This is a genomic window from Streptomyces lydicus (genome assembly GCF_004125265.1).
GTDB classification, from domain to species: Bacteria; Actinomycetota; Actinomycetes; order Streptomycetales; family Streptomycetaceae; genus Streptomyces; species Streptomyces lydicus_C.
The window spans coordinates 3,737,658-3,763,523 of the sequence record NZ_RDTE01000003.1; the positions used below are offsets into that span (position 1 = coordinate 3,737,658).

27 protein-coding genes and 1 pseudogene are annotated in these 25,866 nt (G+C 71.4%); 12 read left to right on the forward strand and 16 right to left on the reverse strand.

Features of this window, described 5'->3' with window-relative positions:
- Positions 1 to 145: 145 nt before the first annotated feature.
- Positions 146 to 784, forward strand: coding sequence for a DUF461 domain-containing protein (locus D9V36_RS18715; RefSeq protein ID WP_129294798.1), 639 nt, complete (start codon positions 146 to 148; stop codon positions 782 to 784).
- A gap of 500 nt (positions 785 to 1,284) precedes the next feature.
- On the opposite strand, the gene D9V36_RS18720 is transcribed toward D9V36_RS18715, so the two are convergent.
- Together D9V36_RS18720 and D9V36_RS18725 are read right to left on the reverse strand one after the other, a co-directional pair.
- The gene (locus tag D9V36_RS18720; RefSeq protein WP_086721180.1) at positions 1,285 to 1,965 is read right to left on the reverse strand and encodes a response regulator transcription factor; all 681 of its coding nucleotides are present in this window, start codon (positions 1,963 to 1,965) and stop codon (positions 1,285 to 1,287) included.
- Entirely contained in the window at positions 1,962 to 3,284 is a 1,323-nt protein-coding gene (locus D9V36_RS18725) for a sensor histidine kinase (RefSeq protein WP_129294799.1), read from the reverse strand. Before D9V36_RS18725 ends, D9V36_RS18720 begins: the two co-directional genes overlap by 4 nt.
- A 548-nt stretch (positions 3,285 to 3,832) precedes the next feature.
- Between D9V36_RS18725 and phoU the strand changes: the two genes are divergently transcribed.
- Both phoU and D9V36_RS18735 read left to right on the forward strand, forming a co-directional pair.
- The gene (phoU, locus tag D9V36_RS18730) at positions 3,833 to 4,510 is read left to right on the forward strand and encodes a phosphate signaling complex protein PhoU (protein WP_129294800.1); all 678 of its coding nucleotides are present in this window, start codon (positions 3,833 to 3,835) and stop codon (positions 4,508 to 4,510) included.
- 543 nt (positions 4,511 to 5,053) lie between these two features.
- Positions 5,054 to 5,563, forward strand: coding sequence for a zeta toxin family protein (locus tag D9V36_RS18735; protein WP_241720925.1), 510 nt, complete (start codon positions 5,054 to 5,056; stop codon positions 5,561 to 5,563).
- Positions 5,564 to 5,744: 181 nt separating this feature from the next.
- Here the strand turns inward: D9V36_RS18735 and D9V36_RS18740 are convergent, their stop codons facing one another.
- Both D9V36_RS18740 and D9V36_RS18745 read right to left on the reverse strand, forming a co-directional pair.
- Positions 5,745 to 7,007 (reverse strand): MFS transporter, encoded by a 1,263-nt coding sequence (locus D9V36_RS18740; protein WP_206739693.1) that lies wholly within the window; start codon positions 7,005 to 7,007, stop codon positions 5,745 to 5,747.
- Between the two features lie 72 nt (positions 7,008 to 7,079).
- Entirely contained in the window at positions 7,080 to 7,685 is a 606-nt protein-coding gene (locus D9V36_RS18745; protein WP_129294802.1) for a TetR/AcrR family transcriptional regulator, read from the reverse strand.
- Between the two features lie 89 nt (positions 7,686 to 7,774).
- Between D9V36_RS18745 and D9V36_RS43070 the strand changes: the two are divergent.
- Positions 7,775 to 7,900: pseudogene (locus D9V36_RS43070) on the forward strand (IS30 family transposase); the annotation flags it as partial.
- 105 nt (positions 7,901 to 8,005) lie between these two features.
- Positions 8,006 to 8,326 carry a hypothetical protein gene (locus tag D9V36_RS18755; RefSeq protein ID WP_347239718.1) on the forward strand — a complete coding sequence of 107 codons (321 nt, stop codon included), beginning with the start codon at positions 8,006 to 8,008 and terminating at the stop codon, positions 8,324 to 8,326.
- 198 nt (positions 8,327 to 8,524) lie between these two features.
- On the opposite strand, the gene D9V36_RS18760 is transcribed toward D9V36_RS18755, so the two are convergent.
- Positions 8,525 to 8,773: an SCO4226 family nickel-binding protein gene (locus D9V36_RS18760; protein WP_129298514.1), complete on the reverse strand. Its 249-nt coding sequence runs from the start codon at positions 8,771 to 8,773 to the stop codon at positions 8,525 to 8,527.
- Between the two features lie 523 nt (positions 8,774 to 9,296).
- On the opposite strand from D9V36_RS18760, the gene D9V36_RS18765 reads away from it, so the two are divergent.
- Positions 9,297 to 10,046, forward strand: coding sequence for a hypothetical protein (locus D9V36_RS18765; protein WP_129294804.1), 750 nt, complete (start codon positions 9,297 to 9,299; stop codon positions 10,044 to 10,046).
- 58 nt (positions 10,047 to 10,104) lie between these two features.
- Here D9V36_RS18765 and D9V36_RS18770 read toward each other — a convergent pair whose 3' ends face one another.
- Complete coding sequence (locus D9V36_RS18770) at positions 10,105 to 10,332, reverse strand: hypothetical protein (RefSeq protein ID WP_129294805.1); 228 nt, start codon at positions 10,330 to 10,332, stop codon at positions 10,105 to 10,107.
- Between the two features lie 228 nt (positions 10,333 to 10,560).
- On the opposite strand from D9V36_RS18770, the gene D9V36_RS18775 reads away from it, so the two are divergent.
- Positions 10,561 to 11,172, forward strand: coding sequence for a hypothetical protein (locus tag D9V36_RS18775; protein WP_129294806.1), 612 nt, complete (start codon positions 10,561 to 10,563; stop codon positions 11,170 to 11,172).
- Between the two features lie 105 nt (positions 11,173 to 11,277).
- Here D9V36_RS18775 and D9V36_RS18780 read toward each other — a convergent pair whose 3' ends face one another.
- Positions 11,278 to 11,970, reverse strand: coding sequence for a hypothetical protein (locus D9V36_RS18780; protein ID WP_241720926.1), 693 nt, complete (start codon positions 11,968 to 11,970; stop codon positions 11,278 to 11,280).
- 417 nt (positions 11,971 to 12,387) lie between these two features.
- Here D9V36_RS18780 and D9V36_RS18785 point away from each other — a divergent pair, with 417 nt between their 5' ends.
- Positions 12,388 to 13,647, forward strand: coding sequence for a lanthionine synthetase LanC family protein (locus D9V36_RS18785; RefSeq protein WP_129294807.1), 1,260 nt, complete (start codon positions 12,388 to 12,390; stop codon positions 13,645 to 13,647).
- Between the two features lie 199 nt (positions 13,648 to 13,846).
- On the opposite strand, the gene D9V36_RS18790 is transcribed toward D9V36_RS18785, so the two are convergent.
- Together D9V36_RS18790 and D9V36_RS18795 are read right to left on the reverse strand one after the other, a co-directional pair.
- The gene (locus D9V36_RS18790) at positions 13,847 to 14,320 is read right to left on the reverse strand and encodes a DUF3592 domain-containing protein (protein ID WP_129294808.1); all 474 of its coding nucleotides are present in this window, start codon (positions 14,318 to 14,320) and stop codon (positions 13,847 to 13,849) included.
- Positions 14,321 to 14,583: 263 nt separating this feature from the next.
- Positions 14,584 to 15,345, reverse strand: coding sequence for a phosphoglyceromutase (locus tag D9V36_RS18795; RefSeq protein WP_088799309.1), 762 nt, complete (start codon positions 15,343 to 15,345; stop codon positions 14,584 to 14,586).
- A gap of 210 nt (positions 15,346 to 15,555) precedes the next feature.
- Here D9V36_RS18795 and D9V36_RS18800 point away from each other — a divergent pair, with 210 nt between their 5' ends.
- From D9V36_RS18800 to D9V36_RS18810, 3 genes are all read left to right on the forward strand, one after another.
- Positions 15,556 to 16,950 (forward strand): MDR family MFS transporter, encoded by a 1,395-nt coding sequence (locus D9V36_RS18800; RefSeq protein WP_129294809.1) that lies wholly within the window; start codon positions 15,556 to 15,558, stop codon positions 16,948 to 16,950.
- Positions 16,951 to 16,971: 21 nt separating this feature from the next.
- Positions 16,972 to 17,184, forward strand: coding sequence for a hypothetical protein (locus D9V36_RS18805; protein ID WP_129294810.1), 213 nt, complete (start codon positions 16,972 to 16,974; stop codon positions 17,182 to 17,184).
- A gap of 362 nt (positions 17,185 to 17,546) precedes the next feature.
- A complete protein-coding gene (locus tag D9V36_RS18810) occupies positions 17,547 to 18,596 on the forward strand; it encodes an alpha/beta hydrolase family protein (RefSeq protein ID WP_347239719.1) in 1,050 nt (349 codons plus the stop codon).
- Between the two features lie 92 nt (positions 18,597 to 18,688).
- Here D9V36_RS18810 and D9V36_RS18815 read toward each other — a convergent pair whose 3' ends face one another.
- The 3 genes from D9V36_RS18815 to mshA form a co-directional block, all read right to left on the reverse strand.
- On the reverse strand, positions 18,689 to 19,630 hold the full coding sequence (locus D9V36_RS18815) for a class I SAM-dependent methyltransferase (RefSeq protein WP_129294811.1): 942 nt from the start codon (positions 19,628 to 19,630) through the stop codon (positions 18,689 to 18,691).
- A 279-nt stretch (positions 19,631 to 19,909) separates the two neighbouring features.
- The gene (locus tag D9V36_RS18820; protein ID WP_241720927.1) at positions 19,910 to 20,536 is read right to left on the reverse strand and encodes a YbjN domain-containing protein; all 627 of its coding nucleotides are present in this window, start codon (positions 20,534 to 20,536) and stop codon (positions 19,910 to 19,912) included.
- Complete coding sequence (mshA, locus tag D9V36_RS18825; protein ID WP_129294812.1) at positions 20,529 to 21,899, reverse strand: D-inositol-3-phosphate glycosyltransferase; 1,371 nt, start codon at positions 21,897 to 21,899, stop codon at positions 20,529 to 20,531. The genes D9V36_RS18820 and mshA overlap by 8 nt, the downstream gene beginning before the upstream one ends.
- Before the next feature lie 308 nt (positions 21,900 to 22,207).
- Here mshA and D9V36_RS18830 point away from each other — a divergent pair, with 308 nt between their 5' ends.
- The gene (locus D9V36_RS18830; protein WP_241720928.1) at positions 22,208 to 23,245 is read left to right on the forward strand and encodes a class I SAM-dependent methyltransferase; all 1,038 of its coding nucleotides are present in this window, start codon (positions 22,208 to 22,210) and stop codon (positions 23,243 to 23,245) included.
- A 42-nt stretch (positions 23,246 to 23,287) separates the two neighbouring features.
- On the opposite strand, the gene D9V36_RS18835 is transcribed toward D9V36_RS18830, so the two are convergent.
- The 4 genes from D9V36_RS18835 to D9V36_RS18850 all read right to left on the reverse strand — a co-directional run bounded on the left by D9V36_RS18835 (position 23,288) and on the right by D9V36_RS18850 (position 25,782).
- Positions 23,288 to 24,175 carry a helix-turn-helix domain-containing protein gene (locus D9V36_RS18835; RefSeq protein ID WP_129294813.1) on the reverse strand — a complete coding sequence of 296 codons (888 nt, stop codon included), beginning with the start codon at positions 24,173 to 24,175 and terminating at the stop codon, positions 23,288 to 23,290.
- A 286-nt stretch (positions 24,176 to 24,461) separates the two neighbouring features.
- The gene (locus D9V36_RS18840) at positions 24,462 to 24,785 is read right to left on the reverse strand and encodes a histone-like nucleoid-structuring protein Lsr2 (RefSeq protein WP_129294814.1); all 324 of its coding nucleotides are present in this window, start codon (positions 24,783 to 24,785) and stop codon (positions 24,462 to 24,464) included.
- A gap of 60 nt (positions 24,786 to 24,845) precedes the next feature.
- Positions 24,846 to 25,145: a hypothetical protein gene (locus D9V36_RS43075; protein ID WP_431357683.1), complete on the reverse strand. Its 300-nt coding sequence runs from the start codon at positions 25,143 to 25,145 to the stop codon at positions 24,846 to 24,848.
- A gap of 37 nt (positions 25,146 to 25,182) precedes the next feature.
- Positions 25,183 to 25,782, reverse strand: coding sequence for a hypothetical protein (locus D9V36_RS18850; RefSeq protein ID WP_241720929.1), 600 nt, complete (start codon positions 25,780 to 25,782; stop codon positions 25,183 to 25,185).
- Positions 25,783 to 25,866 lie beyond the last annotated feature (84 nt).

The following is a 25,866-nucleotide window of genomic DNA, read 5'->3' on the forward strand; positions in this document are numbered from 1 at the left end:
TCGGTAACCTAGCGGCGCTGACACACCCTTAGGGCGGCTTTACGCACCCGTCGTCATGACGCGTACGCAGGGCCGTCCCAGCCGCCCATCCGCGACCGGGCACGAACGTTCGGCCGCCGTAGCTCGTCAAGGAGATGCCGCCGCCGTGAGCCGCAGCCTTCGACGCGGCGTCCTCGCCGCCACCGTCCTCTCGCTCTCGATCGCCACGCTGTCCGCCTGCGGGGCCGGGAACGAAGCCCAGACGCTGCAGGTCAAGCCGGACAACGCCGCGACCACCGTCGACGGCATCAAGATCCAGAACATCAACGTGATCACCCAGCCCGATGTGAACGCCAAGGGCCCGGCCGTGGTGGCCGCGACGGTGTTCAACAACGGCGACAAGGACCAGAAGCTGACCGGGATCTCCGTCGACGGCACCGGCCAGTCGGCCAAGCTCTCGCCGGCCGGCGGTGGCTCGGGCCCGATCACCGTGCCGGCCGGGGGCTCCGTGGTGATCGGCGGCAAGGACAACGCCTCGGCCGTCCTGGCCAGCGGCCGCGATGCCGTCAAGGACGGGAACGTACAGCCCCTGACCTTCACCTTCACCTCGCTCGGCAAGGTGAAGGCCAGCTCCTACGTCGTCCCCGCGAAGAACTTCTTCCAGGGCTACGGTCCCTCGCAGCTGCCGCAGCCGTCCGGCTCGGCGTCTCCGTCCGGCTCCGCCAAGCCGTCGCAGTCGGGCAAGCCGTCCGGTTCGGCCAGCCCGTCCGGCTCACCCTCCGAGTCGGCGCACGGCGGTCACTGACCCGTTCGCAGGGTCACCGCACCGCAGGCGCGACGGCCACGACGGCCACGACGGCCAGGCAGACCACCGCGTCCCGGCGCCGTCACAGCAAAGCTTCAGGGGCGCCCGCCCGATCCGGAGGGGCGCCCCTGAGGCGTGTTTCGGTCACTGAGGCGTGTTTCCCCGCACGCGCGGGCGGGATCACCGCTGTGTGGCGCACCGCAGCACGGCTCGCCACAGCACGGCTCGCCGGGCGGCGTTGCAGGGCAGCACTGCGCGACGCGCCCCGGCACTGAGCGACACGCCCCGGCACGGCATCGCCGAGCCGCGGAGGCTCCGCACACCGGGGCGGGCATGGCCGGCCACGCCTTGGGGCGTCGACGGCCTTTACGAGGCGGGCGTGCGGCCCTTACGGGCAAGGCATACAACCGTTACGAGCACGGCGTACAGCCCTTACGGGCAAGGCGTACGGCCCTTACAGCCCGGGCGCGTACACCCCCTACAACCGGGGCGTACGGCCTTTACGGCTCGAACTTGTAGCCCAGGCCGCGGACCGTGACGAGGTAGCGCGGCGCGCCCGGGTCGGGTTCGATCTTGGCGCGCAGTCGCTTGACGTGCACGTCCAGGGTCTTGGTGTCGCCCACGTAGTCGGCACCCCAGACCCGGTCGATGAGCTGCATCCGGGTCAGCACGCGCCCGGCGTTGCGCAGCAGCATCTCCAGGAGGTCGAACTCCTTCAGGGGCAGGTCGACCTTGCCGCCGGAGACCGTGACGACATGGCGGTCCACGTCCATCCGGACCGGGCCGGCCTCCAGGGCCTGCGGGGTGACCTCCTCCGGCTCGCCGCGGCGGCGCATCACCGCACGGATGCGGGCGACCAGTTCGCGGGAGGAGAAGGGCTTGGTGACGTAGTCGTCGGCCCCTATCTCCAGACCGACGACCTTGTCGATCTCGCTGTCCTTGGCGGTCACCATGATGACCGGGACGTTGGACCGGCCACGCAGCTGGCGGCAGACCTCGGTGCCGGGCAGGCCCGGCAGCATCAGGTCGAGGAGGACGAGGTCGGCGCCGTTGCGCTCGAACTCGTCGAGTCCGTCGGGGCCCGTAGCCGCGATGGCGACCTCGAAACCCTCCTTGCGGAGCATGTACGACAGTGCGTCGCTGAACGATTCCTCGTCCTCGACGACAAGCACTCGGGTCACGGAAGGACCTCCGGGGCTGGATGAGCAGGGAGCGGATCGTTGAAGGTCTCGTACGGGCGGTCCTCGTCGTCGAGGCCCTCCGCGGAGGGGTCGGCGGGCCGTTCGCGGTCGCGTACGGCTCCGGCTTCCGGGAGACGCAGGGTGAAGGTGGAGCCCTGTCCCTCAGCGCTCCACACCGTGACCTCCCCGCCGTGCGAGGCGGCCACATGCTTGACGATGGCGAGGCCGAGGCCGGTCCCGCCGGTGGCGCGCGAGCGCGCCGGGTCCACACGGTAGAACCGCTCGAAGACGCGGTCACGGTCCTTTTCGGATATCCCGATGCCCTGGTCGGTCACCGCGATCTCGATCAGGTCGCCGCCGGGCGCGGAGATCCGGCGCCCGGCGATCCCGACGCGGGTGCGCGCCGGGGAGTAGTTGACGGCGTTCTCGACGAGATTGCCCAGGGCCGCGGCGAGCTGGCCGCGGTTTCCCCATACGTGCAGGTCAGCGGCACCGTCCTCGCGTCGCCCGGCGCCGCCCCGAGTGGCGGAACCGCTGGGTCCGCTGAGGGAGCTGGCCATGGTGATCTGCTTGGCGCCGGCCTGCTGGCGGCAGCGGTCCATCGCCTCGGCGACCAGCTCGTCGACCCGGACCGGCTCGGCGTCCTCCAGCGGGTTGTCGTTCTGCACCCGGGAGAGGTCGATGAGCTCCTGGACGAGGTTGGTCAGGCGGGTGGCCTCGTTCTGCATCCGGCCGGCGAAGCGCTCGACGGCCTCGGGGTCGTCGCTGGCGTCCATCACGGCCTCGGAGAGCAGCGACAGGGCGCCGACGGGGGTCTTGAGCTCATGGCTGACGTTGGCCACGAAGTCGCGGCGGACCGCCTCTATCCGGCGGGCCTCCGTCAGGTCCTCGACCAGCAGCAGGACGAGCCGGGAGCCGAGCGGGGCGACTCTGGCGGAGACCGCGAGCGCTTCGCCACGGCCGGTGCCGCGGCGCGGCAGGTCCAGCTCGACCTGGCGTATCTCGCCGTCCCTGCGGGTGTCGCGGGCCATCTGCATCATCGGCTCGACGGCGAGCTTGCCGCCCCGGACCAGCCCGAGGGCGTAGGCGGCGGAGCTGGCCTTGACGACGGCGTCGGCCTCGTCGAGGACCACGGCCGAGGAGCGGAGCACCGACAGGACGGTGTCGACCCCGGGCGGCAGCACGGCCTCCGTGTGCAGGGAGGTACGGGTGGGTTTGGCCTGGTCGCGTTCGCTCCAGCGGAACGCCAGCATGGCGAAGACACCGGTACAGAGCCCGGCGATCGCAGCCACTGCGGCGACGGCCGCGTCCACGTTCATGACTCCAGGTTATGCGCCGGGTCGGACACTTCCCCAGCCTTGCGGGGCCCTGCCCGAACAGCCGTCGCCCAGAGTTCACCGTGCCGTCCGCGCTGGTTCACTCCGGAGGCCGGTGCGGGGCGGGCGGCTGCCCGGCAGATGCCCCTAGGGAGAACGACGCGGGCGCACTGCCGCTCCGGCGCTCGGCCAGGTGAACCGCACCCCCGCCCCCGGGGCCGTGGATGCGTCGCCCAGAGTTCACCTTCACGTCGGCGCCGGTTCACCCCCGGTGGCACCGCAGGTCGCGCGGTGCCCGCAGGGTGACGGTGCGGGTGCCGGACGGTGTGCACCGGCACGCGGCCGGACACCCTGCCGGACACCCAGAGCGACCGCGGGGCCACGGCCCTCCGGAGCACCGGCGCCGCGGCGGGCCGGCCCCGTGGAGCCCCGTCCCTCCGGGCACGGGCCGCGCGGGCACCGGCCGTGAGAGCGTGGGCACAGGTCACCCTGCACCCCGTTCCACCTCCCACCACGCCACACCACCACATCGATGCGAGAGAAGGTCACAGATGCGGGACGCGTACCACGAGGAGCTGGATTCGATCGGCGAGGGCCTGGTCGAGATGGCCCGGCTCGTCGGCTCCGCGATCGGGCGCGCCACCACGGCGATACTCGACGCGGACCTCAAGCTGGCCGAGAACGTCATCGCCGCCGACGAGAAGGTCGACGACCTCCAGCGCGATCTGGAGGCCCGCGCGATCGCCCTGCTGGCGCGGCAGCAGCCGGTCGCCACCGACCTGCGGATCGTCGTCACCTCGCTGCGGATGAGCGCCGACCTGGAGCGCTCCGGCGACCTGGCCCAGCACGTGGCCAAGCTGGCCCGGCTGCGCTTCCCGCAGTCGGCCGTTCCGCAGGATCTGCACGCCACCATCCTGGAGATGGGGCAGCTGGCGCAGCGCCTGATGGCCAAGGCCGCCGAGGTCATCATCACCAAGGACGTCGATCTCGCGCTGCAGCTGGAGCAGGACGACGACGCGATGGACATGCTGCACCGCACCCTCTTCCAGCACCTGATGGACGACCGCTGGAAGCACGGCATCGAGACGGCCGTGGACGTGACGCTGCTGGGCCGCTACTACGAGCGCTTCGCGGACCACGCGGTCTCCGTCGCCAAGCGGGTCGTCTACCTCGTGACCGGCGAGCACGCCGACGAGATCGCCCCGCCGACGGCGGTGGAGGGCGCGTAAGCGCGGAGGCGGGGCGTGGCTGCGGCAGCCGCAGCGGCAGCAGGAGGCGTGTGGCGCGGCGGCGGGCGGAAGGCGCGAGTCCGCCTCCGGAGCCGCCGCGCGCCGTTGACGTGTGCCTCCACGCGCCGTTGACGCGCCTCGTCGCCCGGGCTTGCAATGGGCACCAGGTGACCCCTAGGAGGCAATGCATGGCACCCATGGCGGACTCCCCCAACCCCGCACTCCAGGACGCCCCGACACCCGTCGGGCGTCCGCTGCTCCCTGTGCTCGGCGCCTGCGGCTGCGGCTCCGGCTGTAGCTGCGGCTGCCAGTCGGGCGGCCCGTGCCAGTGCGGCGGCGGCTGCTAGCCACCCTGCGCGGCACGGCGCCATCGCGGCACGGCGCCACGGTTCCCTTGCGGCACACCGCCGCCGCGGTACGGCGCCGCCTGCGATACGGCGCCGTCGCGGCACTACGGCACAGCGCCATTGCGGCCCCGGCCGGATGCTCATCCGGCCGGGGCCGTTTGCCGATCGGTCGGTCCCTCGGCGGCCGGTCACAGACTTGGCCGTCCCGTGGCCGCTGACCAGCGCCGCCGGCTTCCTCGCCGGCGCGTCCCTGTACCGGCAGGCCGGATACCGGGGCGAGCTGGTGGTCCTGGCGGTACGCGCGGCCGACTCCCGGCAGGGCACGGCCACCCGCTACGCCCAGGTGAGCCGGTACGGCGTGCCCGCGCGGTTCACCGCCACCGCCGGACACGACGCCTGCTTCGCCGTCCTTGCCGAGACGATCGCCCTGGCCGAGCAGATGACTGTGGTCGATGAGGTGGTGGTGATGCGGCGCGACACCCACTGCCTCTACCGCAACCCCCTGACCGACCAGGGCTGGACTCGGAGCCCCGCCGCCGGCCTCGCCGTGATCGCGGAGCACTACCGCCCCTACACCTCCGAGGAAGCCGCCGTGTTCTGGGCCGCCCAGCACCGGCTGCACACCGTTGTGCCGCTGTACCGCGACGGCCTTGTTGCGATCGCCGGGCCGGCCTGCCCGCTGATGCCCGCTCAGCGGCCGCACTAGCTCGCCATGAGCCGCTGGAGGAGTACCTGCGCCGCGGCGGGCCGGCCTCCCGGTTCGGCCGGGCGCTGCCGCAGCAGATGCGGTCCGCGCTGTCCGACGTCGCCCAGGCCCTGCTCCTACTCACCCACCTGCCGAAGGGCCCAGGTATTTCCTGGGCCCTTTCTCTGTTCCGGCTTCGCCGTCAGCCCATCCGTGCCTCGTCGCCGACGGCCGGGGCGTGCGCGGCGGCCGGCTCCGCGGGGGCGGCGATCCGGTTCTGCCGCCGGCTCGGCCTGACCAACAGCGTCAGCAGGGTGATCGCGGCGGTGAGCAGGAACGCCGCCCGGAGGCTGTAGTGATCGGCGAAGGCCCCAAGGGCCGCCGGGCCGACGACGGTTCCGATGCCGAGGAAGAACACGGCGGAGCTGAAGCCGGTCGAGGGCTGCTCGGGGAAGACCTGATAGCTCCAGACCGCGAGCAGGCCCGAACCGGCCATGAACGCGGGGCCGTAGAGGACCGCGGAGGCGGCCACGGCCGGGATCGCGCCCGGCGCGATGCCCAGCAGTGCGATGGCGGCAGCCATGGCGAGGAACAGATAGACCTGCGTACGCCGCAGGCCCTGCCGCGCGATGAGCACACCGGTGAACACACCGGCCGTACCGGCCAGGCCCATCAGCGTCCAGAACAGCGGGCCGGTGGGGTCGCCCTCCTTGAGGTCCTGGGAGACGGCGTCCACCGCGAACATCCAGTAGACCGCGCCGATGAGGCCATAGGACAGCGCCGTCAGGTAGAGCGGCACGGCCTGGACGCGGGCGAACCAGCGCAGGCTCATGCGCTGCGCGGAGCCTTCCGTGGTCCTGCGGTGCGGACCACCGGGCAGGATGCGGGCGTTGTAGAGGGTCACGGCCAGCGCGGCCACGGCGAACGCGGTCCAGGCGTACTGCCAGGCAGGGCCCTTGGCGATGATGGCCAGCGGGCCTGCCACGACGACGGCGAAGGCCGTGCCGCTGGGGATCAGCGCCATGACGCGTTCGCGCTGCCGCTCGGGCACCATGCGGTCCACCGCGTCGGAGTACGGCGCCCAGGCGAAGCCCGGGCTGAGTCCGGCCATGACCAGGCCGGCGACCAGCATGCCGGTGCCCTCCGCGTAGGCCACCAGCAGCATGCCGGCCGCGGCGGAGAGACCGCCCGCGATCACCAGCGGCCGCGGGCCGAAGCGCGCCGAGAGGACGCCGACGATGAGCAGCGCGATGAGATAGCTGATGTAGGTGGCGCTGCCGATCAGGCCCACCAGCGAGACCGAAAGATCGAATTCGTTACGAATCTCCGGCAGGAAGAGACCGTATCCGTACCGGGCGAACCCGAAGGTCACGCCCTGGGCTGCCACCCCCGCGATGCCGACCTTCCACGCGGCCGACGGCCACTGTAATTCCCGGTGCTGGTCCGGTACCTGGTCCTGATCCATAAAAAACGGCCTTTCTCAACGAGACGTTCTGTTGCCAACCGTGCGGGGGGGCTGGGAGACTCCGTCGGCCGCTCAACTACCGCCCTCCCGGCGGGGCCAGGTCCCCAGGAGCCGCGCCACGGCTGCGCGGGCCTTGCTGATGGCGTCCTCCACCGTCCCCAGTGCCTGGGTGGTGGTCGCGCCCTCGTAGAGCATGAGGAGGGTGTCGGTCAGGTCTGCCGCGTTTTCATAGCCGGCTCGGTGGACGAGCGAGCTGATGTCCTCGCGGAGCTCGGCCTTGTGGGCCGTCACGATCGTCCGGGCGGGGTGATCTCGATGGGCCAGTTCGGCCGCGGCGTTCGCGAAGGAGCAGCCGCGGAAGCCGCGCTCGGAGTGGCAGATCCCCAGCGCGTCGAAGACGGCGAGGAGCCGGTCGCGCGGGTCGTCACCGGCTGCCTCCCAGGTGAGGTCCAGCAGCTTGCGCCAGCGGGCGTCCCGCTCCTCCAGATACGCGACTACCAGGGCATCCTTGCCTCGAAAGTGCTTGTAGAAGGTCATCCGCGCGACATCGGCGGCCTCGATGAGGGCGTCGACCCCGGTGGTCTCGATGCCCTTGGCGTAGAAGAGGTCGTCGGCCGCGGTCAGCAGCCTGTTCCGGGCGGAGGGCCGGGGCGGTGGTTCAGCTCCGTGGACGTTCACCAGAACAACTATACGGACCGTTCTATCTACTGTATACCGACCGTTCTATTTACCGGGTCGGACGGGCCTCCAGCTCATGCAGCAGGATTGTGAGCAACGAGGACGCCTGCCGGATCGTCGGAGTGAACTCGAAGACCGGCAGGCGCTGGCGCAACGGACGTAGACCGTCCGGCCGGAGCAAGGCGGCACCACCGGTTCGTCCGGTGGTCCAGCCGTACGACGTTGACGAGGCGGTAGCCCCCTGGGCGCTGATGCGGTCGATGTCGCTGCGGTAGGCGTCCTTGACGGCGTCGGAATCGGCGCCAGGCGGCAGCGGGTCCGTGATCACCCAGCGCTCGCACGGCCTGCCGCTCCACCTGGACCTGGCCGTCGCCCGCTTCCTGGAGATCCGCCGCACCGGTCGCAGCCTCTCCCCCGCCGACTTCGACCACACCTTCCCCGCCCTCATCGCCCGCGCCCTGTCCGACCTCACCGCCGACGAGCGCCACGTCCTGCGCAGCGCCGGCCTGCTGGACGCCTTCGACCTCGACCTGGCCACCCAGGCCGCGGGGCCGGCCCACCAGGCGGCCGCCCGCCGGCTCGTCGAACGGCCGCTGGTCACCGAGAATCCGTACGCGATCTGGCCCATAGAGCGTCCATGACGGCTGAGGCCCGTGCAGTCGCAGAGAGTCCCGACGCCACCCCGCCTGCCTCGGCCCTCCGCCACGCTTGCCTGACCACGCAGAGGACAGCGGCGATCTTGATCGATGCGAAGACGGTGGGCGCCTCCCGAGCACCGGACCACCCGCCTCGCCGGGAACTCGAGAGACTTGGCCGTCTCGCGGCCGGTCAGCGGTAGGTCAGAGCGAGACCGACAGCGGGTGGATCTCGTCGGCCTTGTGGCCGGCCCGCTCGTGAATGCGCTGCACGGCCCCCGCCGACGGCGCGTCCGACAGGCAGAAGACATCCCCGGATTCGGTGTCGGCCCAGGCGTGCTCGAAGGTCACACCTTCTTCGCTCTGAATGGCGAGATCGGCCTGGTGCGCCGCCTTGATGTCATCGGGGCCGAGACCCTTCATACCGTGATGAACGTCCATGAATTTGGGCATCGGGCTCATCCTTCCGGTCGTGGGCGATCAGTCGCCCCGAGCCCCCCGGCGCTCCCCGCGCCCCTCCCTCCATGCTGCATCCGGACGCCGCGGTCCTCGCCCCAAGCCCGACGGCTCATCTCGCGTGGCGCGGCCGTACCCGGCCGGGGCCGGTCGGGCCTGGCTCGGCCCGGGTGCGGCCCCGCTCGGCTGGCTCGGCTCGGCGGCTCGGCTCGGCTCGGCTCGGCTCGGCTCGTCCAGAGGAGACTCGTACGGCCGGACTCCCCTGCCCCGACCGATCGGCGGAAGCACTCATCGCGCCGCATCCCCGCCCCATAAACTTCCGATGCACCGGGCAACTCGGCCCACGAGGCGGGGCCGAAGCCCAGGGCGCGCCTTCCCCGCAGGGCGTGCCTTCCCCACAGGACGGTCCGATGACCCCTCTCCCTGAGGTGGGGCCTCTCCACAGGCTGGGACCCGGCGCCCTGGTTCGACAGCCATCCACTCCTATGGGCCGCCTCCCAACACGATCGCGGAGATCCGCATGCCCCTCGAAGGACCGCGCTACCTCCTCGCCCAGGCCCGCTCCGAGCCCTCACCCCTGTACGAGCCGTACGGGCACGGGACGCACGAGGACATCGAGACCTTCACCGGCAATGTGCCGCTGGACGACCCCGCCCTGGGGCTGCCGGAAGACCTGGCCCACGCACTGCACTCGTGGTCCCAGTCCCGTCCGGCCGGCGGTTTCCCCTCCCGCCCGGACCTGCGGAAGCACGTCAAACAGGGTCTGGTGGCGGCTCGGCGACTGGCCGCGCACCTCGGGCCGTCGTGGGCTGTGCGCTACTGGGACGAGCGTCACCGGACATCGAAGTGGGTGTGCTGGGACTGCGAACGCCTGCACTGGGAGCGCGACATCCACGGCACGCCTCCGCACCCGGTGAACCTCACCGTCGAGGGCGAGTTCCAGTTCGGCCCGCTGCGCTCCGACGGGTTCGGCGACTTCTTCCCCGATGACCCTGCCGCCGCCCTGAACCTGTCCGACAGCCTCGTCGCCGCCCTGTACGGCTGGGCGGACGAAATCAACACCACCCTGAACCTCCACATCCGCGACCGGGTGGAGGGCAAGTACGACGACACCTGGCAGCGCCTGTTCCACGAGGGCAGAGACCTGGCCAGGCAGCTCGCCCACGAACTCGGCCCCAGCCGGACGGTGACCTACAAGGGCCTGGCCCACGGCGGCCTCGCCGCGATGACGTATGTGGCGTGGCAAGGGGACCGGGAATTGCCGGCGTGAATCGGGCGGCGTGGCGAGCGGCGACGGGGAACGGGCCCGGGTACCGGCCCTCCCACACTCATGCGGGCCGGTAGTCCCCGAAGCAATAGGCACACGCGCCACGCCCCTCCCCCACGGCCTCGGCCAGCGCGACTCGACGTCGAGGGTGGATTTTCATCCCGAGGTCAAGGGCGTACTCCTGCCCTTCGTCAAGGGCCTTGCAGGCCGAAGAGCGATGGAAGACCTCGCCCCCGGCCGTGACATAGACGAACTTGACCAGGCCTTCGGGGACAGGAGCGCAGTCCACGCACTGTTCGACAACTAAGTCATGTATGCATCGCTCACTCATACCGCCAGAGTAACGAGAGCGTCCACCAAGGCAGTTGAGGATTTCTCGGAGTCGACTCCCATGGCCTGCCGCCCGGCCCTGACGACTTCACGCGGCTGCCTGGACAGGCATGGGAGAGCAGTCATGGGAGAGCAGTCATGGGAGAACTGGCAAGGGACTAGGGAGTGCTAGGGAGTGGGGAGTGCCGTGAGATTCACCGGCCTGTCGGACGATCTCGACCGGCCTGCCGTCGACGCGTTCCTGTCGGCCGTGGACTCGGCGATGAACAGCAATACCCTGCTGCTCAAGGTTGCTACCGACGTGCCCGTCACAGCGGAGAACCAGCGGCAGGTCCTCCACGCCTACCTGCGCAGTGGGGTGTTCGAGGAGATGATGCTCGCTGCCGACCATCGTCGCGAGTGGTACTTCCTGTCCGAACCCGAGGAATTCGGCGGGCTCCCCAATGAGCGCCCGCTCATCCGCGAGGGATTCCTCGCGACGACCAGCCCACTCCGCCATGCGGCCTTCCTCGCTCGGCTGCGCTGGATGCTCTGCGAGGCCTTCAGCCCCTACGGGCACCACCGCTCGCCGGCGCTTGCCGAACAGCTCGTGCGCGACTTCGTTCACGAACTGCTCGGCCAGGACGGTTCCACATGGCGGTTCACTTCGGTCAAGCCCGATTTCTTGCGTTCGACGGGCTACTACAGCGGCGAAGAGCCGCTGCATCCGGTGTATTTCGACGGCAGCGACTCCGATACCGCGACGTTCATCCACCGCGGTCTCGTCTGCTACTTGCTCCTTACCAACGGCTCTCCGTGAGTGGGCCGCGCAGCCGGCGCGGAGGGGCATTCACCTGAGTCGCCTTGGCCACCTGGGCCGCCTCGGCCGCCTCGGCCGCCTGGGCCGCCCGGGCCGCCCGGGCCGTCACACTCCGCCTTCGGCTCCGGCCCGCAGGTAGCGGTGCATCAGCGCCGCCGTGCACACCACGACGGGGACTGCCACGGCCGGTACGGTCCACCACGGGATGCCGATCCACACGGCCGGGAGCCCCACCCCGAAGGAGACGCCGATGCTGGTGAAGAGCAGGCGCCTGCCGTACGGCTTCCAGGTGAACGGCTCGTAGCCTCGCGGTCCGACAAGGCGTGCCGCGCCGAACGCGAAGGACTGAGCCGCGAGGAGTGCGGCGAGCGTGCCGACGGCGGCGTTCATCTGAAGCTCGTCACGGGGCGCATCGGAGCTGTTCTGCCGGACCCCGTCCTTGCTGAGCACCACGATGCCGTGGCGCCAGAGGGTGGCAGTGACCCGGTCGCCCGGCTTCAGCTGCTCGAGGAGCGGTCCCGGGTCACCGAAGGGCACGACTCCCCGCCAGGAGTCCTCGTCCTTCAGGGTCGCCTCGTAGGTGGGATTCCTCCCGCCGTTCTTGACGACCGTTTTCACGACCGTGAAAGGCCAGGTGCTCAGGCATTCACCCGCTACCTGCAGCCTTGCAGAAGCGGGACACGGCTCGGCTGCCTGGTAGTCCCGGTAGCGCTCTCTGTCGGCGGGCAACCAGGCAGCGAACGCGATGTAGCAGAGCGCCGCCGGTATCAGCGACAGCAGGATCAGCAGCACGCCCATGAACCTCGCGCGACCCGGCGGCCGTCGGCCGGCACCGTCATTGCCCGGCGGTCCGCCGTGCTGTGAGCCCTCGCCCGCGCCGCGACCCCTCGCCCGTGCTGCTGTCATCGCCCGGCCCCCTCGAAACCTGCCTACATCAACATCAACCAGAGACAGGCATACACCCAAATAGCACGGCAGTACGGGAGAATACGGGCTTCCGCATCCCGGCGTCCCCAGCCCGATAGCCGAAGGCCCGGGGTGAGGCTTCGGTGCCGCGCTCCGGCCCCGATCGACATGCCGTGGCCGGTGAGGTGCACGGGACCCAGCCGAGAGCTGCGCGGGACCGAACTCCCGCCCCGCATTGCCGTTTTGGGGCACCTTGCGGAAGGCCGTCTTTCGCTGGGCGGGTCCGGACGATCATGCGAGAGTGGGCCCATGACGGCACCAGAGGCCACGGCTGTTGCGGTCGACGAGGTCGAAGGGCTCGCGGTGGCAAGCCTGCGGTGGCTTGCCGGAGCGGCGCGGGAAACCGCCGGTGGAGGCCTCGCCTGGGCGACCAGGCCCTCGGAGGACAAGCTCAACCCGATGCTCTACCGCGGTACGGCCGGGATCGTCCCCGTGTTCCTGGAGGCGTGGCGGCACTTCGGCGATGACGCCTTTGCCGACACCGCCCTGCGCGCGGCCCGCGGACTCGCGGACTCCGTCGACGGCGTCGACGACGACTCCCTCTACTTCGGCCGCACCGGAATGGCCCTGGCCCTGCGGTCCGTTCACGACGAACTCGGCGACACAGCCGCCGGGGCCGCCGCGGACCGCGCGCTGGAACTCGTGCGGTCACGCTTCGACGGGGCGCGCTGGGGCGAGCTGTACGAGCTGATGGGCGGCAACGCGGGGATCGGCCTCGGCGCGCTCGTGGCCGGCGACGCCGAACTGGCCGTGCTCGCCGTGGAGCCGTACCTGCGGACGGCGGAGCGGACCCCGGCAGGCATCCACTGGGCCCACCGCACCGGCGTCGACGCCCGTCTGCACCACATCTCGCACGGCACGCTCGGCATCGCCCTGGCACTTGCCAGGGTCGGCCGGGCCACCGGCCGTGCGGACCTGGTCGAGCTGGCGCTGGCCGGTGCCGCGGACATAGTGGCGCGTGACGAAGCGGGGCCCGAGGGCTTTCTGGTGCGGCATTCCACTCCGCAGCACCTCCCCGATCTGATCGAGCCGATCAGCTACGGCTGGTGCCACGGACCGGCCGGCGACGCCCAGGTCTTCCGGCTGCTGCGGGACATCACGGCCGACCCCGCCTGGTCCGCCCTGGCCGACCGCTGCTGGCGCACGGTCACCCACTCCGGCCTGCCCCGGCGGCTGCGCCCCGGCTTCTGGGACAACAACGGCCGCTGTTGTGGCACCGCGGGCGTTCTGGCCCTGGCCTGCGACCGGCTCGTCGAACAGCAGGACCCGTACGACTTCGCGCACGTCCTCGTCGCGGACCTCGCCGCCCGCGCGATCCGGGACACCGACGGCGCCCGCTGGTCCAACTTTGAGCACCGGCCCGTCCCGCGTGACCTCGAACCGGGCACCGGCTGGGGCATGGGCAACGCGGGCATCGTGCGCGAACTCCTGCGCTTCGTACGGCTGAGCCGCGGGGGCGATCCGCGATACGCGTTCGCCTGGCCGGACCAGCCTCCGGTGCGCGCTTAGGACACGCCACGATCCGCCGCTGGGGTGCCGACGCCGGGTCGTGACGGACCGGGCAGGTGGGTGCGCCCCTTCTGCCTGACCGTGCCCGAAGCGGTTGCGGAACGGGAGGGCGGCACGGGGCAACCCGCCTCGGCTCTGCGAATACCCCCGTCGGCTCTGCGAAGCCCCCCGCCCACGCCCTCTTCGGCCTCGCCCGGCCTCAGCCGCGGCCGGCGCTGGAGACTATGATCCAGATCGGCCCCACGATGAAGCCGATGCCGACCACCAGGCAGGTCCTCGCCCGGGCACGCCGTTCCGAGCCCAGGTCGATGCGGGCCGTGGAGGGCCGGGCGGGGAGATAGACCACCGGCACTTCCTGTCCGATCGGCCAGCCCTCGGTGCTGCTGGAGGTCGCCTTTACCTCGCCCGGGTTACCGTCCGCGTCGACGTACCCGATCATCGCGAACCGGGGACGGCGGCGGGCGACGTGCGTGTCCCCATCGAGGTCCAGGGTGCGGTCCGAGCTCGTACCGCCTCTCACATGGCGGACCACGCTCCCCTGGACGCGGACTCCCTTGAGCCGCAGCCACCGTTCGACGCGCACCTCACGCACGCCGAAGACCAGGACCGCAATCCCGATCAGAAGCAGAAATATGCCGAGCAGCACCGATACCTCCGTCTTACTACCATTCATGCACTCCCACGGGCACCGTATGTATCCCGGTGCCCGGCTCAGGCGTGAGCGTGAAAGACACAGGTCACCGTGCCGCGTCACGGCTGAACCACAGGCCACGCTATCCCGCCTGCCACAGGCACGAACCGGGCCCGTGGGTGCGCCTGGCTGCGAACCGGGTTGGTGTCGGCTGACGGCATGGGGCGGCCCTGCGGCGGCCCCAGGGCAGCGAAAAGCCCCCTACCGGTGGGAAACCCGCAGGCAGGGGGCTTGAACGCGTCGGGCTACTTCTTCTTGCCCTGGTTCTTCACTGCCTCGATGGCGGCCTTGGCGGCCTCCGGGTCGAGGTAGGTGCCGCCGGGCTTGAGCGGGCGGAAGTCGGCGTCCAGGTCGTAGGCGAGCGGGATGCCGGTGGGGATGTTCAGGCCGGCGATGTCCTCGTCGGAGATGCCGTCAAGGTGCTTGACCAGGGCGCGCAGCGAGTTGCCGTGGGCCGCGACCAGGACCGTCTTGCCGGCGCGGAGGTCCGGGACGATGCCGTCGAACCAGTACGGGAGCATGCGGACGACGACGTCCTTCAGGCACTCCGTCTGCGGGCGCAGCTCGGGCGGGAGGCCGGCGTAGCGCGGGTCGGAGAACTGGGAGTACTCGGCGTCACGGTCGAGCGCGGGCGGCGGGGTGTCGTACGAGCGGCGCCAGAGCATGAACTGCTCCTCGCCGAACTCGGCCAGCGTCTGTGCCTTGTCCTTGCCCTGCAGCGCACCGTAGTGGCGCTCGTTCAGCCGCCAGCTGCGGTGGACCGGGATCCAGTGCCGGTCGGCGGACTCCAGGGCCAGCTGCGCGGTGCGGATGGCGCGCTTCTGGAGGGAGGTGTGCACTACGTCGGGGAGCAGGCCGGCGTCCTTGAGCAGCTCTCCGCCGCGGACTGCCTCCTTCTCGCCCTTCTCGTTGAGGTTGACGTCCACCCAGCCGGTGAACAGGTTCTTCGCGTTCCACTCGCTCTCGCCGTGGCGGAGGAGGATCAGCTTGTACGGTGCGTCGGCCATGGCGTCGAGCGTAATCCAAGTCGGCGCGGCGCCTTGCGCGGGTCCGGGACCTGGGCTTTCCGGCGTCGTTTGACGCGTCCCGTCAATTCGCTGGTGGCGGGAACCATTCCCTGTGTAGGTTGCGTATGCGGCTAGAGCCACTTACATGAGCTGCTTGCGCCCCTTCCATGCACCGCATCTCCATGCTCACCACTTCACGGGGGAACTGTCATGTCCGCATCCGTAGCGAAACCCTCCGGGCCGGCGGCCCGTCTCAAGCGAGTCGCCATAGAGAGCGTGTCCGGTCTCCCCCGGCAGTTCTGGTGGCTGTGGACCAGCACCTTGATCAACCGGCTGGGCGCCTTCGTCGCCACCTTCCTCGCCCTCTACCTGACCGTCGAGCGCGGCTACTCGGCCTCGTACGCGGGCCTGGTCGGTGCGCTCTACGGCCTCGGCGGGGTGATCTCGTCCGTGGGCGCCGGGGTGCTGACCGACCGGCTCGGCCGCCGGCCCACGATGCTGGCCGCCCAGCTGTCGACGGCGGCGTCCGTGGCGCTGCTCGGCTTCATGGAGAACCCGGTGGCGATCGCGGCGGTGGCGGGCGTGGTCGGGATGGCGACCAACGCGTCCCGCCCCGCCGTACAGGCGATGATGGCGGACATCGTCGCCCCGGAGGACCGCGTCCGCGCCTTCTCCCTCAACTACTGGGCGATCAACCTCGGCGTCGCCGTCTCCTCCACCGCCGCCGGGCTCATCGCCCAGCACGGCTACCTGGCCCTCTTCCTGGGCGAGTCCGCGCTGGTGCTGGCCTGCGCGCTGGTCGTCTTCTGGAAGCTCCCCGAATCGCGGCCCGCGGCGGGCACACCGGACGGCCCGGACGGCGGACTGGACGGCCCGGACGACGACGGCGGCGCGGCCCCGGCTCCCGTCTCGATGCTGACCGTCCTGCGCGACGGCCGCTTCATGACCGTCGTCGGCCTCAACCTGCTGCTCGCGCTGCTCTTCCAGCAGGCGTCTGTCTCGATGCCCGTGTCGATGGGCCGGGACGGCTTCTCCAGCGCCGACTTCGGCATGGTCGTCGCGGTCAACGGCGTCCTCATCGTGCTGTTGCAGATCCCCGTAACGCGCTTCATCGAACACCGCAGCCCGGCCATGCTCCTCGTCGGATCGGCCCTGCTCGCCGGTTACGGCTTCGGGCTGACCGCGCTGGCGGACTCGGTCGCCCTTTACGCGCTCGCGGTCACGGTCTGGACGCTCGGCGAGATCATCAACTCGCCGACTCAGATGGGGCTCGTGGTGCGTCTCTCGCCGCTGCACGGCCGCGGCCGCTACCAGGGCATGTACGCGCTGTCGTGGTCCGTCGCCTCCCTGACGGCCCCTCTCCTCGGTGGCGTGGTGATCGACCACTACGGCGCCGATGCGCTGTGGGCCGGCTGCGCGGCCGTCGGCACGGTGGCGGCCATGGGCTACGGGCTGCTGCTGCGGAGCCTGCCGGGACAGCAGGCGGCGGTGGTCCGTTCACCGCGGTGCGCGGATACGGATACGGATACGGATACGGATACGGAAGCGGAAGCGGCCATGCGCGTGTGTGGCCGCGGGGATGTGGAGGCGTCCGCGCAGCGGTAGGCCCACGCGAAGCCCACGCGGATGCGGCCGCGCGCCCTTGGCCGTGCCACCCGTGTCGCCGCCTATGTCGCTACCGACATCTCTGCCGGTGTCGCCGCCGCGGGTGCCGTCGTTGGTGACGGTGATGCGCGTGCGGACGCCGACGAATGGCGGGAATGGCAGGAATGGAAGGAATGGCAGGAATGGCAGGAATGGTCGCACGCGCCCCTGGCGTGTGACATGGAGGAGTTGTGAGGGTGCACGGTTCAGGGGGGCGGAGGGCCCGGCGGTTTGTGGTGGTCGGGGCGCTGGTGGTTACGGGGGTGCTGGTCGCGGTGCCGGCGGGGGTCCGGAAGGCGGCCGGGGTGGCAGGCGTGGCAGGCGTGGCAGGCGTGGCAGGGGTGAACGGGCCGGCCGGGGTGAACGGGCCGGCCGGGGTGGCCGGGGCGGCCTGGCCCGGCGGCGGGCCTCCTCGGGTACCGGCCGATGAGCCCCCAGCCGATGCCATGACGCTGCCCGCGCCCACCGGCCGGTACCAAGTCGGTACGGTCGCGCTTCGCCTGACCCAATGGACGCGCGCCGATCCATGGACCGGCCGGCGGACGCGCCGGGAATTGATGGTGAGCATCCGGTACCCGGCGCGGGCGGGTGCCGGGCGGTATCCGACCGCACCGCAGCTGTCGGCGCGCGAGGCGGCGGCGTTCGACGTGCGGAACAACTTCTCGGAGCAGGTGCCGCGGGGGAAGGTGCGGTGGGCGGCGACCCGCACTTCTGCCCACGTGGGGGCGCCCCCGGCCGCGGGCCGGGCTCCCGGGCAGCGGCTGCCGGTGGTGCTCTACTCCCCCGGTGTCGGCGATCCGCGTTCGTTCGGCAGCACGCTCTGCGACGAGCTGGCCTCCCGCGGCTATGCCGTGGTCACCATCGACCACACCTACGAGGCACCCGCCGTGGAGTTCCCGGACGGACGGCTGGCGCGCAGCGTGCTGGCGTCGGAGCTGGCGAAGGCGCAGAAGAGCGGGCGGATCACGGAGCTGCTGAAAAAGGTCAGTGGGGTGCGAGTGGCCGATACCCGATTCGTCCTCGATGAGTTGGCCGAGCGGGGAGCCGCCTCGCCGTTGCCCTCGGGTCTTCGGCGGGCGCTGGATCTGCACGCCGTCGGGATGTTCGGGCAGTCGGCCGGCGGGTTCACGGCGGCGCAGACGATGCATGACGACCGGCGGATCAAGGCCGCGGTGAACCTGGACGGGGTGATGGGCTACACCCAGCGGGATGACGACCCCTCGAACCCGTCGACGGTGGGACGTGAGGGCGTGGACCGGCCGTTGCTGCTGATGGGAATGGCGGGGAACACCCATCACACGGTGGCGTCCTGGGGCGCGGTGTGGCGGCACAGTACGGGCACCTGGCTACGGGACCTGACGCTGCGCGGCAGCAGGCACGCCAGTTTTACGGATGCGGAGGCGCTGGTGCCGCAGATCGCGCGGCGGGTGGGGCTGCCGCGCAAGGAGGTGACGGCGCTCATCGGGACGGTCGACCCGGCGCGGGCGGTCGCGGCGCAGCGGGCGTACGTTTCCGCGTTCTTCGACCGGTGGCTGCGCGGGCGGGACGACGGCGGGCTGCTGGACGGGCCCTCGGCGCGGTTCCCGGAGGTGCAGTTCGTGCGGTAGGGGGCCGGGCGAGGCGGGCCGGGGGCTGGCCGGCGCTCCGACCGGCCAGCCCCCGGGGGCGCGGGAACGCAAGGGCAACGGGGCCGCAGCGCTCAGGCGGCCGTCCCGAAGTGCACGGTCTTTGCGGTCAGCAGGAACAGGTCGGTACGGCGGTCGATGCCTGCCGGGTCGGCCGGGTCGAGGAGCCGGTCCAGGGTGGACCGGTCCTCGGCGTTGAGGAGTTCGGCGAACGTCTGGCGGGATCGTTCCAGGGCTTGCCGCGCGAACTGCCGGGGCCCGTCGGCCAGGGGCGCGGGGTGGTCCACGAGGAAGGTCCTGCTCCGGGCGTCGGTGAGGCCCGCGGCACGCAGCATGCCGGGCCAGTCCTCGACCACCGCCACCGAGCCGGGCAGCTCGGCCCGCATCCGGCTGAAGCGGTCCGCCTGCGCGGCGTCGAGCCGTTCCTGCAGTCCGGGGCGTCCGAAACCGAGGTCGCGCGGGAGCCAGCGGGCCGGCAGTCCGCCCTCGACGACGGCCAGCACCCCGCCGGATTCGAGCAGCCTGGCCAACTGCTTCACCACGCCCTGCTGGTCGCCTACGTGGTGGAGAGCCTGCCCGGACCACACCAGGTCCGCCGTCCCGAGACCGGCCAGCCCCGCGGGGAAGTCGGCCTGTTGCGTGCGCAGCCGGACGCCGAGCCGTCCGGCCCGTTCCGCGGCGCGGGCGAGCAGTTCCGGGGCGCCGTCCACCGCGGTGACCTCGGCCTGCGGGAACGTCGCGGCCAGTCGGCAGGCCGCGACGCCCGGTCCGCTGCCGATGTCCAGGATGCGGCGGGGGGTGAGGTGCGTCAGCTCGGCGAGGGCCTGCTGGACGTAGGGGCTGTGCGTCTCGCCCTCCCGCTCCAGCAGGTCGGCCATGGCGGTCCAGTCGAAGTCGGGGTCGGGGGTGTGGCCGTGGTTGTGGCTGTGGGTGTGGCCGTGGGTGTGGCTACCGCTCTGAGCGGGGGTGCCGTCGTGGGTGGGGTTGCCGTCGTGGGTGTGGCCGTTGTCGGTCATCGCACCTTCTCCAGTGACTCGTGCTCCGCCGGAGCTTCCTCGATCAGGTCCGCGTTCACCACGGGAACCTCCTGGCGCCGACCATGCGCCAGGACCGCCGAGCCCGGCAAACATTGTTGCCGTTTCCGCAAAAGGTGGTGCGTGCGGAGGGGAAGCAGCAGGGACCTCTTCCTGTCGGCTTCCCGCCGAGGCGCGCGCCGAAGGCCGCCTCTCGACGGCTTACGACCCCACCGCTCACGGCACCCCGGCTCACGACCCCGCGGCTTACGCCCCTGCGGCCTACGAAGCCCCCGCGGCGCTCCCCCGCGTCAGATGCGTGAAGGCGTCCAGGTTGCGGGTGGACTCCCCGCGCGACACCCGCCAGGCGTACTCCTTGCGGATCGCGGTGGCGAAGCCCATTTCCAGCAGGGTGTTGAAGCTGCCGTCGGCGTTCTCCAGGACCGTGCCGAGGATGCGGTCGAGCTCGTCGGGGGTGACGGCGGCCAGCGGGAGCTTGCCGACGAGGTAGATGTCACCGAGCTTGTCGATCGCGTAACTGACGCCGTAGAGGCGGGTGTTGCGTTCGAGGAGCCAGCGGTGCACGGCCTCGTGGTTCTCGTCGGGGTGACGGACGACGAAGGCGTTGATGGAGAGGGAGTGCCTGCCGACGATGAGCGAGCAGGTCGTGGAGAGCTTGCGGGTGCCGGGGAGCTTGATGACGTAGGTGCCGTCGGAGGGCGATTCCCATTCGAGCTCGGCCTCGGTCAGGGTCCGCTCGATCACGGCCCGCGCCGTCGGGACCGCCCCGGCCTGCGCCGTCGGAACCGCACCGGCCGCCGAGTTGCCGCTGCCATGGCCGCTGCCGTTGCCCACTGCACCGCTCGTCTCTCGCTCGTCGCCCGTGGAGGGGTCGCGCTCGTCACCCATGGAGGGATCGTAGGTGACGGCGGTGCTCCTGCATGGCGGCGGTGTAGACGTCGCCCGTGGCCGCGGCGGCGGTGCCCCAGCCGAAGGACTGGGCGTGCCGGGCGGCGTCGGTGCCCATCCGGGCGGGCAGGGCCGGGTCCGCGACGAAGCGGCCGAGCGCGCGGGCGTAGTCGGCCGGGTCGTGGCCGCTGACGAGGAAGCCGCTGACGCCGTCGCGCACGGCCACCGGCAGACCGCCGACCGCCGCCGCGATGACCGGCGTCCCACAGGCCTGGGCCTCGATGGCGACCAGCCCGAAGGATTCGCTGTACGAGGGCATGACCAGCACGGATGCGGCGCGGTACCAGTCGGCGAGCTGTTCCTGGCCGACCGGCGGGCGGAACTGCACCAGGTCGGCGATGCCGAGACGGGCGGCCAGCTTCTGCAGCCCCTCGGGCTTGGCCAGGCCGCTGCCGCTGGGCCCGCCGACCACGGGCACGACCATCCGGGAGCGCAGCGAGGGGTCCTCGTCCAGCAGGGCGGCGGCGGCCCGCAGCAGGATGTCGGGCGCCTTCAGCGGCTGTATTCGGCCGGCGAACAGGGGGATGACCGCGTCCTGCGGCAGGCCCAGGCGGGCGCGGGCGGCGGCCCGGCTCTCGGCGACCTCGCCGCCGGTGGGCCGGAAACGGTCGAGGTTGACCCCGGGGTGCACCACGGCGACCTTTCCGGGCTCGGCCTCGTAATGCCGGACGAGTTCGTCCGACTCCTCGGCGGTGTTGGCTATCAGGCGGTCGGCGGCCCGGACGATCTGTGTCTCGCCGATCACCCGGGCGGCCGGCTCGGGGGCGTCGCCGGCGGCCAGCGCGGCATTCTTGACCTTGGCCATGGTGTGCATGGCGTGCACCAGCGGGACGCCCCAGCGCTCGGCGGCCAGCCAGCCGACATGGCCGGAGAGCCAGTAGTGGGAGTGCACCAGGTCGTAGTAACCGGGGCGGTGGCCGGCCCAGGCCTGCATCACGCCATGAGTGAAGGCACACAGCTGGGCGGGCAGCTCCTCCTTGGCCAGGCCCTCGTACGGGCCGGCGTCCACATGCCGTACGAGGACGCCCGGGGCGAGCTCGACGGCGGGCGGGAGGGTGCCGGTGGTGGCGCGGGTGAAGATCTCCACCTCGATGTTGATCGAGGCGAGCTTCCTGGCGAGCTCGACGATGTAGACGTTCATACCGCCGGCGTCGCCCGTACCGGGCTGGTGCAGCGGAGAGGTGTGGACGCTGAGCATCGCCACCCGGCGTGGGCGGCGTGCACTGCCGGGCAGGCGCAGGCGGGCCTGACCCGGGAACTGGCCCTGCGGCCGACTGCGGAGCCGGGACACGTGTGGGCTCACGTCGAGCTACCTCCTAGGCGGGGCGGGCGGCACGCCTCCGACCCCCTGCAACAATGCGCCGCGGCCATCCATTTCCGTCCGGCACGCCCTGACCGCACTTTGCCAAAGCGTGACCAAGCGAGGGCCGTGGGTGCCGCGGCGAGGCGGGGGCCGTAGGTGCCGCGGCGAGGCGGGGGCCGTAGGTGCCGCGGCGAGGCGGGGGCCGTAGGTGCCGCGGCGAGGCGGGGGCCGTAGGTGCCGCGGCGAGGCGGGGGCCGTAGGTGCCGCGGCGGGCGGCCTTCCCGCCGCCACCCCATACCCTCGAAGGCATGGCCCGCCGCCCCAGCGTCTCCCCCCACTCCCTTGCTTCCCCCGTCTCTCCCATCTCTCCCGTTTCCCCCGGCTCCGCCGCCGCCCTGATCCCCGGGCAGTCCCGGTCCGTGTCCGGGCGCTCCCGGTCCGTATCCGCGCAGTCCCGGCCTGCACCCGGGCAGTCCCGGCCCGTCGGAAACGCCACCCGCGGGACCACCAACCCCAACCGGCTGCGCCGCATGGACCGCTGGATAGCCGCCGAGCACGGCGCCGCGCTGCGCCGCGCCGCCGACCCCGTGGCGGTCGATCTCGGCTACGGCGCCGCGCCCTGGACCGCGGTGGAACTGCTGGGCCGGCTGCGGACGGTGCGCCCGGACGCCCGGGTCGTCGGCATAGAGATAGATCCGGCGCGGGTCGAGGCCGCCCGGCCGTACGAGCGGGCGGGGCTGGATTTCCTCCACGGCGGCTTCGAGGTGCCGCTGCCGGGGCAGCGCAAGCGCGCACCGGTCCTCATCCGGGCCGCGAATGTGCTGCGGCAGTACGACGAGGACGAGGTGGCCGCCGTGTGGCAACGGCTCTGCGCACGGCTCGCGCCCGGCGGGCTGCTGGTCGAGGGCACCTGCGACGAGATAGGGCGTCGGCACGTCTGGGTGGCGCTGGGCCCCGAGGGCCCGCGCACGGTCACCTTCGCCGCCCGCCTCAGCACCCTCCATACCCCCTCTGACCTGGCAGAACGCCTCCCCAAGGCGCTGATCCACCGCAATGTGCCGGGCGAGCCGGTGCACGCCTTCCTCCGGGACTTCGACCGCGCCTGGGCCACCGCCGCCCCGCTCGGCGCGCTCGGCGCCCGCCAGCGGTGGCGCGCCGCCGTACAGGCCCTGGCCACGGACTGGCCGCTGACCGGTGACCCGCGGCGCCGGCGACAGGGGGAGGTCACGGTGCGATGGGAGGCGCTCGCGCCCAGGGGAAGTGGGGTGCGGAGTGCGGTGGGGAGGACGGTGACGAGCCCGGCCGCGAGCGCGGCGAGAGGCCCGGTGGGAAACGCCGTCCGCTGAGGCGGGCGGCAGCATGGCCAACGGTCAGGGGCGCGGCCTTCGCTACGCCGTCAGCACCGGGTCCCCGAGTGCCCCCAGCTCCCGCAGCCGCCCCTCCGTCTTCGCCCCCCGCGCGGCCGCATACGTCACCAGCACCTGGTCCGGGTCGGCGCTCAGCCGGAAGCTCTCGAAGGTGAGGACCAGTTCGCCGACGTGCGGGTGCAGGAGGGTCTTGGTGCCGCGCAGGCACTCGTACACCGACTGCGTCTCCCAGAGACGGCGGAAGTCCCGGCTGTGCGCGAGGAGTTCGTTGACCACGTCGCAGACCCGCGGGTCCTCGGGGTGCCGCCCGCTGTCGGCGCGCAGATTGCCGACCACCTCCATGGCCTTCGCCTCCCAGTCCGCGTGCAGGGCTCGCGCCGCCGGGTCGAGGAAGACCAGCAGCGCGGCATTGCGCCGGTCCGGGGCGAGCGCCGGGAGGTCGAAGGCGATCCGGCCGCCGAGCGTGTTCCAGGCCAGGAAGTCCAGGCCGCGGCCGAGGACCACGGCCGGGACGGTGGTCCCCATCGCGTCCAGGAGCCGCTGGACCTCGGGGCGCACGGTCTGCCGGGGGACGGTGCACGGGCCGCCGTCCGGGCCCGGGCCTGCGACGCAGTCCGCCGGGCGGCGCCGGGGTGCCGCGATATTGCGCAGATACGTCACCTCGCCGTCGGAAAGCCGCAGCGCCCGTGCGATCGCGTCCAGGACGGAGTCGGAGATGGCGGGCGCGCGGCCCTGTTCGATCCGGGTGTAGTAGTCGACGCTGATGCCGGCGAGCTGCGCGACCTCCTCGCGCCGCAGGCCGCGCACCCGGCGGCGGTTGATCCCGTCGGGCAGGCCGAGCTCCGCCGGGTCGAGCGCCGCCCGGCGCACCTTGAGGAACGAGCTGATCTCGATTTCCGCGTGCAGCATCGGTCCAGTATGCGACGCACAGCGGAACGGGCGGTTCCGGCGCCCCCCCAGGCCGCCGGCTCCCCCCTCACCTCCCCTCCCTCATCTCTCCTTCTGTCCCACAATGCACCGCAGCGGCGGCGACGCTCGGATTGTCCCCGGAAAAGAATGGCTTCTTGATTGTTCCTTTCCATTTCCCCCGCGACGCCGGGCCGCCGCCCGCTACGGGCAGGCAGCCGCCTCGCCGGAACCGGACACAAAGAAGCCCCTCACACGCGGCGAGGGGCTTCCGGTTTATCCAAAAAATTCACTTGGCCTTTTGGTAAGCCTCACGAATCTCAGCGGGCACCCGCCCACGGTCGCTGACGTTGTAGCCGCTCGACTTGGCCCAGGCCCGGATCGCGGCGGTGTCCTCATTGCTGGCCGCCGCCTTACGCGGCTTACGGCCCTTCCCGGTCTTGCGACCGGCCTTCAAGAACGGTCCAACCGCTTCGAGCAGCTGGTCGTAGCTGTCCGGACTCAAATCGATCTCGTAAGTCACACCGTCAAGAGAAAGCGTGTGCGTGGCGGCCTCGGTGGACTCTTCGCCCGTGAGGTCGTCCGTGAAGATGGTGATTACTTTCTGTGCCATGCAGGCAGTGTAAACCCATGAAATAGGCCCACCAGCCGTTTCCCCCGCCTGCCGGTGCGACTAACGGGTTGACGGGAAAAAATCCTCCGCGCCGACCCTCGTTGCGGCCGGTCCCCGCACCGGCACGAGAGCCGGCGTGGGCCACGACAACCTCGATGGGTTGCCGTTCTCGTACTCGCCCTCGTACTCGTACTCGTACTCGTCGACGATGTGCTGAACTCCGGAGGCGACGGCGGGGTGAGCGGCAGATACCTGGTCGGCGGTGACCTTCTCGTTCGGAGCTGCTTTCAGGTAGCACCGAACGATGTGCGGGATATCGCCGACACGGGTCTCCTGGTGCGACGCCGCCAGATCGAGCACAACATCCCCTCCCCGAACGGCGAGACCGGCAGGCTCATCACTCGGTGCGTGACGATCGGGTCACCGGGCGCCAGGCCAAAGGCCAGGTGACGTCCTGGTTGACCGGGCCGGTCACCCCCAGACTGGCCCGTGCGTATTCGAGGTACCGCCGCTGGGCGTCTCTGAACTCCGCGTACGCCTGATCCCAGCTCTGTTCGGCTTCCATCGGCACACCGCGCGCCAGGTGTTCCAGCCGCCACAGGCAGTGGTTCAGTGTCTTGGACGCGGTATTCGTGTCCGTGTCTCCAAGCAATTCGCAGGTCTCTCCCAGCGCGGAACGGCGGGCCTCAGCCGAGCCGAGCTCGGCAAGCACCTCGGCGGTCAGCTCCAGCGGCGCGGGACCGGTCACGAGCCCGCGACCCGCAGCGATGCTCTGATAGCGGCCCGCGAGCTCTTTCACCGCGTGGATGTACTCGGCATAGGCGTCCAGGCGCCGCCCGTCCCAGCGCACGGACTGCTCACGCCGCCACCGTGCCCGATCGTTCAAGCTGCTCACCAGGAACGATGCGACAGCCCCCAATGCAACACCCACCAGCGGAAGTATCTGCCCCGACAGACTCATAGAGACCCCGATCATGTAGTCAAACGCTTCCTCCATCCTCCCGACGGGAGCCCGGCGAAGTCGGTGATTCCGCCACCCGCGGCCACTGGCGACCCTCCGGACACGCCCCGGTGCGGGAGA